Below are 15,081 nucleotides of genomic sequence, written 5' to 3' on the forward strand. Positions count from 1 at the left end.
TCCAAAGTCAAAGATTTAATGTTGACATAATTTGCGTGGGTATTTCAATTTATAAATGTATACTATAGAAAAAGCTATCACAATGTGCGTCAATCTATCGTAGTATGATACGTTGCCAAAATCAGACACTAATCTTGTAATCCAAAATGTAAATAGAAGTTTGGAATAATCATCTTTTTTTATTTTAATATTTCTGAATAAATTTACTAAAATATTTAATATTAGACCATAATACGTTATAAAACCTGTTATTCCATAGTTCACTAATAATTCTACATAATTATTATGTGAATAGATTCTATAACCTGATAAGGCTTTAAAACCACCTGCTCCATAACCAAAAAAAGGTTTGCTTGCAAACATATGCAACCCCGTTTCTATCATTGCCATTCTACCTTGATCAGAAGCAGATGAAGACGATGAATCTGAAAAGATGTATAGAAGGCTTTCTACTCGTTCTGTCAAATAAGACATCTCACTATTTTGCAATATTTTATAAGCAACACAAATCAATATTATTATAGCAACAATTTTAGGAATAACTTTATAATTCAAATTCTTAAGCACATATAGCAAACTAATAGAAATTAAAAGAGAAATTAATCCTCGTCTTGAACCACTTCCCAATGTGATAAAAGCTGGTAATATTATTAATAGTAAATATTTTTTTTATTTTCATACATTACTTTATATGCACACATTAAAATTGTAATTGCCATGCAGAAAGCAAGAATATTTTTTTGAACCAAAACATTATCAATGGATGACATCTGCATTGAACGAAATAGAGTCATAATTCCTCGATATGAATATATATAGTATATTACAAGCCCATACCCTCCAAAAATAATCCAATCAGGCAGTATTTCAAAGTAATTTTTGTGATCTAGTGTAATGGCGTATGAAAAATATAACAGAAATGAAGTAATCAAGGATGAAATCGAAAATTCATAATTGTGTACTAAATAAACAATACAAATGTATGCAACAAATATAAATGGTAACATAATGTACTTTGATACCAATGCCCCATAACACTTAAAAATATAAAACAAACTAAAAAAAATTGTCACAACTATAAACAATTTACTTATCAATATAAAAATCACTTGTAAACTTCCTGCCCCACTGGTAGTATTGGCTAAAGCTATCGTGCAAAATATATTTATTGATAATATCCGACAAAGTAACTCTCGTCTATTGCCGTTCCCATATATTGTCTCTTTCATATTATCTTTACACCTTATCTAAATATTCTAAAAGCAATTGTACCTTAGATTTTACCGTCATATTATGAATTGCATATTCATATCCAGCAGCTCCAATCTTCTTTACAACTTCTTGATTATTTTCAATAAATTCCATCCAATAGCTCATTTCATCTTCATTATTTACAATAAAGCCACCTGGTAAATATTTTATACATCCTTGTTGCGTTGAAACGAATGGAACACCGCAAGCCATAGCTTCCACAATAACGACTGGAAATCTCTCAAAATTGCTGCTTAACAGCATTGCATCCGCATTAGCAATGAGACATTCTGTTTCCTCTCTCGAAATACCAACTTTGAACTCAATTCGTTTATCTGGTCGATTGTTTGCCAGATTTTCATTAAGTTTTAGCAGTTTATTCAAATATTCATTTTTCTCTCGACCAACAAAAATCATTTTTATGTTTTTGAGATTGGCCTGATAAAATGCACGTACAATAAATTCTTGATATTTTCGCTCTGCATATGTTGCTACACAGAGAAAATATCTTTCTTCTTTTTCTGAATATGATTTCGCTTCAAATACACTATCTAAAGCAGCATTACCTATAACAATGTTCTGAGTTATACCATGTTTCTTCATGTACTTCATAGACAAATCAAATGGCGATAAATGTGTTATTAAATCATAATTTTTTATGTATTTATATGCTGAATTATAAAATCTTTTCCTTGATAAATTATAATACACTTTAGAAATCACTCTATGGATACTTTCTTTGTCAGATGTTTGCCATGAAAAATCATGAATATCATGTAAATAAAGCACCTTTTTACACTTAATAGTATCGAGCACCGGCAACAACATGTCAGTAGTTGCTGTCTGCAAAGAAACGTTAATCAATACATCATTATCTTTAGCCATACTTTGAACCAAATTGATATATTCATCTTTATTTCCGTGTATTTTATCCCTGAAGGAATACACATCTGTATACAGAAGATTTACACCATTATGAGAAGGTATTTCATTACCATTTCTATCATAATTTGAAACTATAATAGTAACCTCATGTCCCATTTTTACTAACTCTTCTGCTGTGTACTGTGTAACCATTTGAACACCGCCTGCAACAGGATAATACGATGCAACTGTAAATAGAAATCTCATTTGCCCTACCTCAACTTATTTTCTTTCATAACCATATCAAAGAATTTGTTTCTCCTAGCATAAATTTCTTCACGTTGATAACGCAAAGCAGCATTATAATTCTTTTCCGCATGTTCCAAACGAACACTTGGATTTACCATCCGGCGTAATACTTCGACAAGTTCGTTTACCTTTTTTCTCATAAATATAGCCTGTTTATCCAAAAGTTCCGGGATGCCTGCTGTTGTTGAACCAATAGCCGGGCAGCCACGACTCATTGCCTCAATTAGGGCACGGGGAAGTCCTTCCTGATTGCTAGGCTGTATATACAAATCAAGAGCATCTACCCATTCAAATACTTTTTCATGTGGAATTGTACCTAAAAATTCAACGTCATCTTCCACACCATATTTCTTCACAATATTATACAAGTATCCCTTGTTTCCTGATCCGATTAGCTGATATTTAAACCGCAGACCTTCCTTTTTTAGAATGGACATTGCTTCGATCACATATGCCTGTCCCTTATACTTAACATTGATAGCTGCTGCTGTGCCTACTGTCAAAACAGGTTTTGAAGTTTCACTCTTTATCTTATGAATGCGATTTGACAAATTACTCTGATTCATTGGCAGCAACTCAACATTAGATGCCGGAATCCACTTTCCATTTGTTGGATAACGTCTCTGCAAAAATTCATCTGTAACATAAATAACATAGGGAGCTTTTCGTATTAATCTCTTTTGATCCAGGAACTGATAAAGTGCAATAACTTTTCCTTTAACATTGTAATTCCAATAAGAATCCCATGCACACCCTACGCATTCAACAATATATGGTTTTCCTATCTTATGACAAATATCTGCAGCGATCTTTCCTGTTTCGCCTGAGAATCTGCATATTACCAGATCTGATGAACGAATTGTTTCTTCTAGCTCTTTTCGTACTTTACTTCGATCAAAAAGTATTCCCTTCACAGACATATAATTCGATACATGTTGAATCTTATATTCTGATGGAATCAACATATACCGATCTCTTGATTCTCCTTCTTTAAACGGATATGTCCGAATCACAACGATAATATCATCTGACATATACTTATATCTTGATAATGAATATGGTGTTACCGCAGTACCATAATAATTTCCCTCTTTATCATACTTCAATGTACCATCATGCACAAAAGTCAGTTTCATAATGTCACCTCCGGCATTTATTTCAATAGTGTTTCATAGTCTTTTCTTTGGTTTTCTAACATAATTGGTCTATCATAATATTTTTTTGTTCTTTCATACGCCGCATTTCCAAATTCAGCAGCCTTCGCTCTATTTTCAACAAGTTCAAGCATAGATATCCTTAATTCTTCTGTATTTTTAGGCTCTACGAGAAGACAAGAAATCCCATCCTCCATAACCTCGGATGCTCCTGGAATCTTAGTTGTAATCATAGCAAGACCAAGAGCACCTGCTTCTTGAAGAACCATGCCAAATCCTTCTCTGTATGTAGGATGAACCAATACATCCATTGCACAATAGTATTCATTCATCTTTGAACCTTCAACCATTCCTGTCATAATTACCTGTTCAGATTCCTTTGCCCATGTAATGATATTTAAAGGAACGCCGCAGTTACTTTCAATCGGACCAACTATGAATAACTTAGCTTTGGAATTACTTTCAGCAACTTTTTGAAAAGCAGTCAGCAATTCTGTACATCCTTTATCGGCAGATACTCTTCCTGCAAATCCACAGACAAAATCCTCTCTGCCAATTCCATTCTGTGCACGTATTTTTTCACGATACTCTGACTTTTTATCTATATCATAGCGTTTCATGTCAACGCCGATTGTACCGCCTTTTCCAACAACAACTGCCTTTTCTCTCGGATACAGTCCTTCGGATACAGCAAATTCTTTATTCATCTGACTTACTGCCCGGATATCGGTAGAATTCCTGCACACTATTTTTTCTATATATTTAAATATTTTTCGGGAGATACCGCTTAATCCTACATATCGGATTCCCCACTGGCAATACAGCCTGACAGGAATCTTCGCTTTTTGGGCAGCTATGCTTGCATAACAAGCAGCATTCGGTGTCGAATACTGAACCATATCAAACTTCTGCTCCTTGAAAATCCTTGTAAACTGTTTAATTGATTTTATTGCTGAAAAATCAATACCTCTTGCCATATGTACCGGAATAAAATGCAGATATTCCGGCAATGATTCCTCAAATTTTTTATCTTCATTGCAGATTAGTGTAATATCATAACCACACTTTTCATGCAAATATTTTGCCGTTTCAACAACAAAAGTTTTCATCGTAATTGAGACTGTGGTACAAATACAAATCCTTCTCATAAATCATCTCGCCTTTTTCTTTTCTACTATTTCAGCTACTTTCTCCCGAACAATTTCTATATTTTTTAGATATTGTTCTTCTGAATATGCCGCTACCTCAATCTCTTTTTTTCTAATATTTGCGACTCCTTCTATAAAGATACTCTCAATTTCGATTGGATTGCTAACAATATTCGCATCACAAAATCCTCTGGAAAGAATTGCCGCTGTTGAACCAAGATGATAGTGTTCTGTTATAATATACTCTGCAGGCAACATACCAAGTCCAACCCGGGCAATACCGCCAAATCCATACTTGATTCCCTTATCAGAGATTTTTTTACACAGATTGGATACCGTATCATCACATAGCAGTTCGAACATGAATGTCTTATGATATGCCAAATGTAAATCGTTAAGCCCGATATGAATTTCATCTATGCCCGGTACTTCCAAAATCTCATCAATGTTTTCTACTGCTTCTGCTGTCTCCACTAAGAGCTGAGCCTTAGCTCTACCATGAACATAATCAACAAATTTCTTTACATCTTCAGCACTCTTAAACATTGGAAACATTACTACATCCGCACCAGCATTAATCGCATCATTGATTTCTTCCTCTGAACTACAATATTCTGCGTTTGCCTCATGAAGCGGATTTACTCTGACCATTAACTCTGCTGTTGTAACTATTGGTCTCAGCTTCTCAATATCACTAATCGTATGGTAATTCTGAACAGTATCCATACCGCCTTGCCGCTCGTTCTTTCCTATATACTCCATATCAATCCAGATACGGTCAACTCCTGCTTCTTGAGCAATTTTTGCTGTAACTGGATTATTTGTTATATACATCAGTATAAGTGCCATTCTAAATCACCATTCCTTTATTCTTTTTAATCACATCACTTCGGTAATGTGATTTTTCTGTTTGAATTTTTCTGAATTACCTATCTATAGTTCTATTTGCCAACAATAAAGACATAATTTGTTGTCGCACTTCCACCAATATTCAGCATCATTGCATTTTTTGCGTTCTTGACCTGATACGCTCCTGCCCTGTCTGTCACCTGTCTGTATAAGTCTAAAAACATCCTTGCTCCGCTTGCCCCGACCGGATGTCCACACCCAATCAAGCCACCACTGGGATTGATCGGTTTTTTGCCATCAAAAGCAATCATTCCGTTTTCAACTGCTTCATATTCCTTTCCTGGTTCCGTTAAGCCAAATGCAGAAATAGCTGCGTATTCTGAACTGGTAAAGCAATCATGCGTTTCAAAACAATCAATATCATTCACGCTCATTCCTGCCCGTTTATAACAGTCTTCAACAGTCTGTCTTGTCCACGGAAGTGCATATTCACTTCCTTCATTGTCAGCCATTTTCTTGCTAAATATCATCGGTGCGATTCTATGACCGAAGCCCTTAACAAATGGAGCATTTTTATATTCCGGATGCTCTTTCATATAACGTTCGGATACTAATATGACCACTGACGCCCCATCTGTTACCTGTGAGCAATCAGAGATGGCAAGTCTGCCGCCAACGAACGCATTTGTTTCCGTACCTCTATGGCTTGCCTGCTCAAAGTCCATAAACCATTTTCTTGTCTGTGCCGCCGGATTACGCTTTGCGTTCTCATAATTGATCACTGAGATTCTTGCCAGCGCATCCATATAACGTTTCTCATCAAGTTGATATTTTTCTATATATTTATTAGCCAGTTTGCCAAAGAGTTTTGGAAACGGTAATGCAATTCCGGCACCTTCTTTTTCATAGAATGCCGCCCTGCCAAGGTAATCGCCTCCAACCTGTGCATCTACGGTTTTCATAAGTTCAAATCCGACCACGATTGCCACATCATAATCTCCGACCCGCAGTTTTGTGATTGCCGCATCTAATGCAACCGAGCTGGAAGCGCAGGCAGCTTCGTATCTGGCACTTGGAACGCCATAAAATGCTTCATCCACTTCGGTAAGCAATGCGCCAAGATGTCCCTGATTGATATAATTCTCTGCAATAAAATTACCGACAAAACAACAAACTCTATTTTCTTGATTCAGTTTTTTTATATATTCAAAGGTCATTCGGACATCATTCAAGCCGTCTTTCACTACTTCTTTCAGAAGGGCAACGACCCCTTTTCCTTCCTTTGTCCAGTTTCTTTCAAAGTCTGTCTGTGCCCCTCCAAGGACATACACCTTATTCTCGTTATAGAATACTTTGCTCATATTTCTCACCTACCTCTATCTCTTTGCCTTAATAAATTTGCGGAAATCATATTTTGATGGTTCAACTCTTTGGAGTAACTGCTTCAGTTGGATTTTATCAATATCTTCCTGCCGGATTCGCTCCATGTATAATCTTCTGAACTCGTCCAGACCGCCTAATGCCTCAATCATGGCAAGCGGCGGACACCAGTTGAATCCTGTTGCCATAACATCATCGGCTGAATGAATATCGTATCCCACCAGTTCCGTGGCTCTGAGGGCATAAAGTACATATTTCAATAAGAAGCCCAGACATAACTCCGCTTCCGGAGAACGATTTGTCTTTAATATATGAAAAGCCTGATCGTAATCTCCGTCCTTCAAACTTGCAAGCATTGCTTCTGCAAATGGAAATGTATACTTCATCACATTCCGGTAGATACCGGATTCTATGTCATACACCTGATAAATTTTTGCTCCGCTGTCATGAATCACGGTCTTGTAAAGCCCACCACCAGACTTGCGTCCAAGCTGCCCCTCTGCAATCAATTTCTCTGCGAACTCAGGCAAAATAAACGCCTCATGTGCAAAATCATCTGTATTGGCATACAGATTATCCACAATCGCTCTATGAACATCCAGACCAACAAAGTTTGATGTGACAAGCGGTGCCATCGTTCTTCCTGTGAAACTTCCGAGTATCGCATCTATATAATCTATACCACCGTTATATTTATACTTTTCTGCACATTGAAGAGCTTCATTGATAAACTGGAAACCGATACGGTTACCGAGAAACGCCGGTGAATCCTTTACTTCTACCACAGTTCTATGTAAAACATCTCTGCAGTAAGCTGTCGCAGCCTCAAATAGATTCCGGTCAGTGTATACCGTTGGTGTCATTTCACAAAGTGTCATCGTATACGGGGGATTGAACATATGCATTCCCATATAATTCCTCCGTACCCCTTCCGGGTACAGCTTAGCTAATTCAGCGATGGATAAGCCGGATGTTCCGGTACAGAAAACAGTGCTATGGCACTCTTTTAAATTCTTGCCTGCAATTTCTGCTATCCTTTTATTTGTTTCAGACTTTATCTTCCAGTTTTCTGCTGTACTCTCAAAAATAATATCTGACTCTCTAACACACTGTTCCAACATGGAATAGTCTGCCGGTATCATATGATTCTTGACGCTTTCTGCCCGGACGGATTGATATGCCTTTTCTTTGGCTTGTTCTGATTTTTTCAAATCTCGACTGACCATGTAGACCTTTGCATTTCCAAAAGATGCAAAGATAGCGGAAATATTCCTTCCCATTGTGCCGTTTGCCCCAACGACTGTTACGATATTCACTTTGATATTCTGCACTGCTCCTCCTAATCTGAATGGAGTAGAACACACTTAGGCTTTATATGACAAATTCAATTCAGGAAGCCTTTCTTCCACTTTTACCGCAGGTAATCCCACATAGGTTCCAGGCTCAACAATATTTTTTACGACAACAGCACCTGCGCCAATCATGCAGGTATTTCCAATACATATGTTGTTTTTAACCACTGCTCCGGCTCCCACCCACGTATGCTTACCCACTCGGACGGTTCCGGCAAGGTGTGCTCCAACTGAGATATGTGAATAATCCTCAATCGTATTGTCGTGATCAACTGTCGCTCCGGTATTGACAATCACCCCATTTCCAATATGGCAATCTGCATTTACCACCGCTCCAGCCATGATGATCGTGCCCATTCCTATGTAGGCATCTGCCGAGACACAGGCATTGGGATGAATCAGGGAAACCTGTGTCACTCCATTCTCTTTGTAATAAATATTCAATTTTTCTCTGGTTTTCGAGTTCCCGACTGCGACAAAGACATCACAGTCATTTTTATGAATAACTGCATAAGAGCTATCTCCTACAACAGGTACTCCCTTAGTTCCAACAGCATTCTTATCATCATCAATAAATAAAACCTTCTTGTAAGAAAATTCTGCAATATCCGCAGCCACTTTTCCATGACCGCTTGCACCTATAATTAACAACGTATCTTTCCAATCACCCCCCCCCCCTCCCTCGGAGACACATCCAAATTGTGAAATTTGATTGGTTTGCATGGACTTCCTACTGCTGTACATTCATCCGGCATATCTTTTACCACCACTGCTCCTGCTCCAATAATTGTTTCACTTCCAATATTCTTTCCCTGTATAATCTGAGTACCTGTACCCAGTTCTGAACATTTTCCAACGTGTACACATCCAGACACATTGACACTCGGATAAATAGTCACAAATGAATCCAGAACATCATCATGTCCGATGGTACAATCCAAATTGACAATACAGAAATCCGCAATCTGAATGTTTACCGTCATGATAGTGCCGGCACATATAATATTTCCTTCTCCAATCTGAATTAAGTCAGAATGTAATACGGAAGGGTCAAATAAATTCGGGAAATATAAGTTCTCTTGTGCACGTAACTTACCAATGACTTTTTCCCTTATTTTTGATTCACCAATAGCGCAAGTTACAGCCAACAGTGTACTTGTGCTGAGTAGATACTCCACTCCTCCAAGCACCTTATACCCGTTCATGTCAGTCCCTGCTTCCACATTGTCATCAATATATCCGAGAATATTCCATCTGTTGTCTTTTCGACTGGAATCATTTATTCTCTCTATTAACCATTGGACTTCTCTTCCGAAGCCTCCAGCACCGATAATAACAATATCCTTCATAATTTCTTCTATCCTTCTCTGTTGCTACGAATTACTTTTTTCAATCGTTCCAGTATCTGTCGTTCCTCTGAATGCTTCCATCGTGGCAGAATTTTCTGCATTGATCCCGTCCCTTTTCAACACGGTCAGCACCGTCTGGAAAACAATCTTCCAATCCATGAGTAAACTCACATGGTCTACATAATAAACATCCATATCGAACTTATCTTCCCACGTTACACTGTTTCTTCCATGAGCTTGGGCATATCCTGTCAAACCGGGTCTGACCTCATGCCTGCGCATCTGATGCTCATTGTACAATTTCAAATAAGATACCAAGAGTGGTCTTGGCCCGCAGATGGAAAGATCACCTTTCAAGATGCAGTACAATTCCGGGAGTTCATCCAGACTGGTACTCCGGAGCATTTTTCCGAATTTTGTGAGCCGTTTTTCATCCGGTAATAAATTACCCTCTGCATCTCTTACATCCGTCATTGTACGGAATTTATACATATTAAAAATCTTTCCATCTAAACCGGGTCTTGGCTGTTTAAAAATAACCGGTGAACCCAACTTGATTTTCACAAGAAATGTAGTCACCAATAACACTGGAGACAAGACTATAATTGCTACAAGTGAAAGGATGAAATCCTGTGGTCTTTTTATGTACTTTTCGTAAAATCCTTTTTTGTGAGAAGCTGCTATGTTATTGTCCATTTTTATAATCCTCTGTTACCATATTTACTCAAAGCAGGCGTGTATCACTTCAATAATTCTATTCTGCTGTTCCACTGTCATCTTATTGTCACTAGGCAAACATAATCCCCTTGAAAAAATATCCATTCCCACATCTGCGGCACTGCCTGCAATATAAGCATTCGATCTGGCACGTCCATTTCCATCTCTGATAATAAATGGATTTAATCTGTATATTGGCTGCATATGCATCGGTTTCCAGATTGGTCTTCCTTCTGCATTGATTGATGCTATTGCCTCCAGAATTTCTGTCGGACATGTTTTCCCTTTTTCTTTCACATAGCAAGCCTCTCGCTCTCCACGAACCTGCTTGCACATATAGTTATCATCAATAATCATGCAGGAAAGCCAGTAATTGGGTTCTGAATTTTCAAAATCAATTGGATTCATAGCCACCGGCAAGCCCTTAAGTCCTTCTTTATATCTTTCGTAAATTGCTTTCTTCTGGGCAATATGCTCCTCTAAATATGGGAACTGACCACGGACAACTCCGGCTATTACATTGCTCATGCGATAGTTATATCCAATTTCCTCATGCTGGTACCATTCGGCATTTTCTCTTGCCTGTGTAGACCATTTACGAACTTTGTTTACAGTTTCTTTATCGTTCGTTAAAAAACATCCCCCTGAGCTTCCGGTGATAATCTTATTTCCATTGAACGAAATTGTATTATACTTACCGAAGGTTCCCGTCTGTACTCCCTTATAGGTTGCCCCCATAGACTCTGCTGCATCTTCTACCAGAATTGCATCATGCTTCTTGATTACTGCATTCAATTCGTCAATTTTCCCTGGAGTTCCATAGAGATGTGCCACAACCACCACTTTTGCGTCCGGATAGATTTCAAAAGCCTTCTCCAAGGCTGCCGGATCCATATTCCAAGTATCATATTCTGTATCAATAAATACCGGTTCTCCGCCTTCATAAGTAATAGGATTCACTGTTGCATCAAAAGTCATATCAGAGCAGAATACTTTCTTTCCTTCCAATGCACCATGTCCTACTTTTGGCATACCATATGCCTCAATCCCTGCAAGCTTCATTGACAAATGAAGGGATGCGGTTCCTGCTGACAATGCAACTGCATATTTGCACCCTATATACTCACAGGCTAATCTTTCCACTTCGTTAATATTCTCTCCAACCGTAGACATCCAGTTTGTGTCATAGGCTTTCTTCACATATTCAATTTCTTTTTCATGCATGGTCGGGCTGCTCAACCACAATTTGGTTTCAAATCTCTCAAATTTCCTATCTTTGTTAAACATCACAGTTCCCCTTTTATGTATGACTTTAAAGTATATTATTTATGAAGCGATTTCTTTGTTGACTTCTTCAGGTCTTTTAAATGTAGAAACCACACTTCTCAATGCTTCCTTTGTACTCAAGTTGTCACCTGTATCATACGCATCCTTTAGTACCTTTAACTTATACGAATCATATTTTCAGCTAAATCCATAATCTTAACCGGCTGTCCCATATCTAAGACGAACAGTTCTCCGTTATTTGCGGTTGCTCCACTCTGCAGCACAAGCTGTAATGCTTCTGGAATTGTCATAAAGTATCTGATAATCCTTTTATCTGTTACCGTAACCGGTCCGCTGTTTGCAGTCTACCGTTTAAAGAGTGGAATCACTGATCCGGCACTTCCAAGCACATTTCCAAAACGTATGGCACTGTATTTTACATTTCCGTGTGTACTTGCACTCTGTAAAATCATTTCGCACATTCTCTTGGTTGCGCCCATAACATTGTTCGGATTGACAGCCTTATCTGTGGAAACCATCATAAAGCGCTCCGCACCATATGCTTCACAAAGCTCCACAAGATTCTGTGTACCAAACACGTTGTTATAAATGTCTTCTACACAGTTATGTTCCATTAACAGCACATGCTTGTGAGCAGCGGCATTGATAATGATCTGTGGGTGATAATTCTCGAAAACTTTTTCAAGTGCTTTTCTATAAGTAATCGAACATATGTCAATCTGAAGGTGCAGACGATTGCCATATGCAATCTCAATTCCTGCCAAACATCATAGGCACCAATTTATAATAGATGTCTAAAATGATAATCTGCTTCGGATTCATCTTTGCTAACTAAATACAAATCACAGAAAGGCATACCTGCTGCAGTATCCCTCTGATTGACAACTTATTCATTCCTTGGTAAAGAACTAATAATATGAGTGCTACGATGGCATATACAATCAAGTCATATCCAACAAACATGCTGAAAACAAATCTAATTTCCTGCTTTGATTTTGTTTCTATATGTTTTATTCATTTGCCATTGTCTTTTTCTAAGACAACGGCAAAAAGCCCATATCTTTTCTCTTTCGATTCAGACACAGGCTTAAGTTAAACCTCCCTATCAGATTTTTATGTTCTTTAGGTTGGGCCAAACAGAACATTCAAGAAGCCTTCCCAACCTCACGGTTTTCGGCTCTCGAATCGTCAACCTGTATAAAAATCTCATAACAGGATTCAACTCAGGCCACCGAAAGCCTTGTAAAATTCCCCAGAGCATGTTAAGTAGTTCTGGCAATTCATCCAGGCTGGATGAACGCAATTTTCTTCCAAATGGCGTAAAATGTACATCATCGGAAAGAATAATCCCGTTCCTATCTTTTGGGTCTGTCATAGTCCTGAATTTATATAGAGTAAATACCTGACCATTCAGTCCCGGTCGCTCCTACTTAAAAATAACGGGACTGCCAATATTTACTTTAACTAAAATAACAATAATCAACATTATTGGCGACAAAACAACTAACGCCAGTAATGTGCAAAGGAAATCCTGTGGGTACTTTATATATTTTTTATAAAGGCCCTTTCTATGTACATCCATACATTATTTTTGTATAATCTTATTCATCCAATAATCATCTGCTGTTATTTTTCTGGAATATCCTTCCTATAACTACAATTACAGTATTCTGCTGTTCCACCGTCATTTTGATACCAGAAGGCAGACATAACCCCCTTGTAAAAATCTCGCCGCCAACATTTGCCTCCTCTTCTGCGCTTTCTCAGAATCGATAAATACCTGTGTACCGTTTTTCATATGCAACAGGATTAACAGTAGCCGCAAATGTAAGATCTGAGCAGAGAACAATACTTCCCCTCTTGACACCTGCAAGTTTCATGCAACAATGCAACGCAGAAGTGCCGGATACCATTGCAGCAGCGTCAGCACACCCCACAAATTCCGCCAGTTTTTTTCATATTCATCTACATTTTTTCCGAAAGGTGCAATCCAGTTGGTTTTGAATGCTTCATGAATGAAATCCAGTTCTTCCCCATGCATCGTAGGACTGGACAGCCATATTTTATCTTTAAATCCCTTAAAATTCTCTATATTCATTCAATCTTCTCACAATCTCCAAACTCATTGTCACATCATGATCTCCTGCAAACATGTTTACCCTGACCACCGCTAATCGCTTGTGTCTGTTAATATATTTAATATATCCTCCCATATCCTTCATAGGCCCGGAAGTGATGATAACCTTATCTCCCACTATATATCCTTGTGACATTTTGGCCAGGTGTTCCTCTCCTCCTATATGCAACAGCAATTCTTCTTCAGAATCCTTCAAAGGGATAAATTCCGTCCCACTTCCCAGAATTTTTGTCAGTTCCGGGATTTTTTTTAATTCCAAAAACAGCATTTCAATCTGTTTTGTTATAATGAAAATATATCCTGGAAACATAGCATGCTGTTCTATATGCCATTCTCCAAGATAGCGTTTCATCCGCTCACATTTAGGAATGAAGCATTCTATAATAACATCCTTTTCCACCAATTTAGTGCAGAGCTGGGCTGTTATTTCTTCCCGACCGGTCCTTACTTGTACTGCATACCAGTTTTCCATTCCATTCTCAATCCTTTTTGATAATCAGATCTTTTTATCTATTACCTGTACCTTATTTCAACATTGTATCAAAAGGGCGTGCTTCGCCATTCCATGAATAAAGCGGATAAATCCTGCCTTTCCCATAGATAGTTTTTAATAATATAACAGGTATGACCTCAGAATGCGGCAAAGCGACAATTCTGCTTTCATACCCTTTTCATCCTACTTTAATCCCAATTGATACATTGCAACCTTCTTATGCCCGGTCAACTGGTCTGCGTTCAAAGCCACAACACCGGATTCCCGGCCCGTTGCAGCCTCTGCGGCAGCAAGATCTGAGTCCATACCCTTGTAATGGTATTCCGGCACCAGCTCATGTACCAGCTGGCGTACGTTTCCTGTCTCGCTTTTGGCAGCCTCCCCCAAACGGTGAAGCGCCCGCTCAAACCTGTCATAATCCATTTCTATGGGCTTTCCTATGAAAATGCGCTCATTCTCCGTCTTCTGGAGACCTTCTTCATCCATGAGCAGCTCCTCATACAGTTTTTCCCCGGGTCTAAGTCCGGTAAAGCAGATATCAATGTCCTTGTACGGCTCATAGCCGGACAAACGGATCAGGTTCTCGGCCATGTCCAGAATCCGGACCGGATTTCCCATGTTCAGGACAAATATTTCCCCGCCCTTTGCATAGGCTCCTGCCTGTATCACCAGGCTGACCGCCTCCGGTATGGTCATAAAGTACCGTATGATATCCTTATGTGTCACAGTTACCGGTCCGCCGCTTTCAATCTGTCTTTTAAACAGCGGGATAACACTTCCGTTGCTTCCCA

16 protein-coding genes and 1 pseudogene are annotated in these 15,081 nt (G+C 38.5%); all 17 read right to left on the reverse strand.

What is annotated here, in order from left to right; all coding sequences use genetic code 11:
• Window positions 1-15: 15 nt before the first annotated feature.
• On the reverse strand, window positions 16-651 hold the full coding sequence (locus tag HMPREF9469_RS31420; RefSeq protein WP_082197773.1) for an O-antigen ligase family protein: 636 nt from the start codon (window positions 649-651) through the stop codon (window positions 16-18).
• Between the two features lie 585 nt (window positions 652-1,236).
• A complete protein-coding gene (locus HMPREF9469_RS18780) occupies window positions 1,237-2,382 on the reverse strand; it encodes a glycosyltransferase family 4 protein (RefSeq protein WP_007865149.1) in 1,146 nt (381 codons plus the stop codon).
• 5 nt (window positions 2,383-2,387) lie between these two features.
• Window positions 2,388-3,560 (reverse strand): glycosyltransferase family 4 protein, encoded by a 1,173-nt coding sequence (locus HMPREF9469_RS18785; protein WP_007865153.1) that lies wholly within the window; start codon window positions 3,558-3,560, stop codon window positions 2,388-2,390.
• 17 nt (window positions 3,561-3,577) lie between these two features.
• Window positions 3,578-4,726: a glycosyltransferase gene (locus HMPREF9469_RS18790; RefSeq protein ID WP_007865155.1), complete on the reverse strand. Its 1,149-nt coding sequence runs from the start codon at window positions 4,724-4,726 to the stop codon at window positions 3,578-3,580.
• A 3-nt stretch (window positions 4,727-4,729) separates the two neighbouring features.
• Window positions 4,730-5,575 (reverse strand): aldolase/citrate lyase family protein, encoded by an 846-nt coding sequence (locus tag HMPREF9469_RS18795; RefSeq protein ID WP_007865158.1) that lies wholly within the window; start codon window positions 5,573-5,575, stop codon window positions 4,730-4,732.
• 92 nt (window positions 5,576-5,667) lie between these two features.
• Window positions 5,668-6,936 carry an acetyl-CoA acetyltransferase gene (locus HMPREF9469_RS18800; protein ID WP_007865161.1) on the reverse strand — a complete coding sequence of 423 codons (1,269 nt, stop codon included), beginning with the start codon at window positions 6,934-6,936 and terminating at the stop codon, window positions 5,668-5,670.
• A gap of 15 nt (window positions 6,937-6,951) precedes the next feature.
• Window positions 6,952-8,286 (reverse strand): 3-hydroxyacyl-CoA dehydrogenase family protein, encoded by a 1,335-nt coding sequence (locus tag HMPREF9469_RS32645; protein ID WP_007865164.1) that lies wholly within the window; start codon window positions 8,284-8,286, stop codon window positions 6,952-6,954.
• 33 nt (window positions 8,287-8,319) lie between these two features.
• Window positions 8,320-9,030 carry an acetyltransferase gene (locus HMPREF9469_RS18810; RefSeq protein WP_082197774.1) on the reverse strand — a complete coding sequence of 237 codons (711 nt, stop codon included), beginning with the start codon at window positions 9,028-9,030 and terminating at the stop codon, window positions 8,320-8,322.
• Window positions 8,952-9,656 carry an acetyltransferase gene (locus HMPREF9469_RS18815; RefSeq protein WP_007865168.1) on the reverse strand — a complete coding sequence of 235 codons (705 nt, stop codon included), beginning with the start codon at window positions 9,654-9,656 and terminating at the stop codon, window positions 8,952-8,954. The genes HMPREF9469_RS18810 and HMPREF9469_RS18815 overlap by 79 nt, the downstream gene beginning before the upstream one ends.
• A 24-nt stretch (window positions 9,657-9,680) precedes the next feature.
• Window positions 9,681-10,352: a sugar transferase gene (locus HMPREF9469_RS18820; RefSeq protein ID WP_007865169.1), complete on the reverse strand. Its 672-nt coding sequence runs from the start codon at window positions 10,350-10,352 to the stop codon at window positions 9,681-9,683.
• Window positions 10,353-10,376: 24 nt separating this feature from the next.
• Window positions 10,377-11,660: a DegT/DnrJ/EryC1/StrS family aminotransferase gene (locus tag HMPREF9469_RS18825; protein ID WP_007865170.1), complete on the reverse strand. Its 1,284-nt coding sequence runs from the start codon at window positions 11,658-11,660 to the stop codon at window positions 10,377-10,379.
• 155 nt (window positions 11,661-11,815) lie between these two features.
• Window positions 11,816-12,424 (reverse strand): annotated as a pseudogene (locus HMPREF9469_RS31430) (polysaccharide biosynthesis protein).
• A gap of 341 nt (window positions 12,425-12,765) precedes the next feature.
• Window positions 12,766-13,074, reverse strand: a complete 309-nt coding sequence (locus HMPREF9469_RS33845; RefSeq protein WP_227884455.1) for a sugar transferase — start codon at window positions 13,072-13,074, stop codon at window positions 12,766-12,768.
• A 349-nt stretch (window positions 13,075-13,423) separates the two neighbouring features.
• Entirely contained in the window at window positions 13,424-13,573 is a 150-nt protein-coding gene (locus HMPREF9469_RS33850) for a DegT/DnrJ/EryC1/StrS family aminotransferase (RefSeq protein ID WP_242827929.1), read from the reverse strand.
• Window positions 13,537-13,758, reverse strand: a complete 222-nt coding sequence (locus tag HMPREF9469_RS33010) for a hypothetical protein (protein ID WP_007865172.1) — start codon at window positions 13,756-13,758, stop codon at window positions 13,537-13,539. Before HMPREF9469_RS33010 ends, HMPREF9469_RS33850 begins: the two co-directional genes overlap by 37 nt.
• Window positions 13,739-14,269: an antiterminator LoaP gene (gene loaP, locus HMPREF9469_RS18840; protein WP_007865175.1), complete on the reverse strand. Its 531-nt coding sequence runs from the start codon at window positions 14,267-14,269 to the stop codon at window positions 13,739-13,741. The genes HMPREF9469_RS33010 and loaP overlap by 20 nt, the downstream gene beginning before the upstream one ends.
• A 204-nt stretch (window positions 14,270-14,473) precedes the next feature.
• The coding region (locus tag HMPREF9469_RS18845) for a polysaccharide biosynthesis protein (RefSeq protein WP_007865177.1) at window positions 14,474-15,081 on the reverse strand (608 nt) is incomplete at its 5' end.

The organism is [Clostridium] citroniae WAL-17108, from assembly GCF_000233455.1.
Lineage (GTDB): Bacteria > Bacillota > Clostridia > Lachnospirales > Lachnospiraceae > Enterocloster > Enterocloster citroniae.

What these genes read in the sequence shown, in the direction of transcription:
- HMPREF9469_RS18785 (WP_007865153.1), bottom strand. Translation starts at nt 3,560, where the DNA reads ATGAAACTGACTTTTGTGCATGATGGTACATTGAAGTATGATAAAGAG.
- HMPREF9469_RS18795 (WP_007865158.1), bottom strand. Translation starts at nt 5,575, where the DNA reads ATGGCACTTATACTGATGTATATAACAAATAATCCAGTTACAGCAAAA.
- HMPREF9469_RS18810 (WP_082197774.1), bottom strand. Translation starts at nt 9,030, where the DNA reads ATGCAAACCAATCAAATTTCACAATTTGGATGTGTCTCCGAGGGAGGG.
- HMPREF9469_RS33850 (WP_242827929.1), bottom strand. Translation starts at nt 13,573, where the DNA reads ATGGTATCCGGCACTTCTGCGTTGCATTGTTGCATGAAACTTGCAGGT.
- HMPREF9469_RS18815 (WP_007865168.1), bottom strand. Translation starts at nt 9,656, where the DNA reads ATGAAGGATATTGTTATTATCGGTGCTGGAGGCTTCGGAAGAGAAGTC.
- HMPREF9469_RS18825 (WP_007865170.1), bottom strand. Translation starts at nt 11,660, where the DNA reads ATGTTTAACAAAGATAGGAAATTTGAGAGATTTGAAACCAAATTGTGG.
- HMPREF9469_RS18790 (WP_007865155.1), bottom strand. Translation starts at nt 4,726, where the DNA reads ATGAGAAGGATTTGTATTTGTACCACAGTCTCAATTACGATGAAAACT.
- HMPREF9469_RS18820 (WP_007865169.1), bottom strand. Translation starts at nt 10,352, where the DNA reads ATGGACAATAACATAGCAGCTTCTCACAAAAAAGGATTTTACGAAAAG.
- loaP (WP_007865175.1), bottom strand. Translation starts at nt 14,269, where the DNA reads ATGGAAAACTGGTATGCAGTACAAGTAAGGACCGGTCGGGAAGAAATA.
- HMPREF9469_RS18780 (WP_007865149.1), bottom strand. Translation starts at nt 2,382, where the DNA reads ATGAGATTTCTATTTACAGTTGCATCGTATTATCCTGTTGCAGGCGGT.
- HMPREF9469_RS33010 (WP_007865172.1), bottom strand. Translation starts at nt 13,758, where the DNA reads ATGAATATAGAGAATTTTAAGGGATTTAAAGATAAAATATGGCTGTCC.
- HMPREF9469_RS18800 (WP_007865161.1), bottom strand. Translation starts at nt 6,936, where the DNA reads ATGAGCAAAGTATTCTATAACGAGAATAAGGTGTATGTCCTTGGAGGG.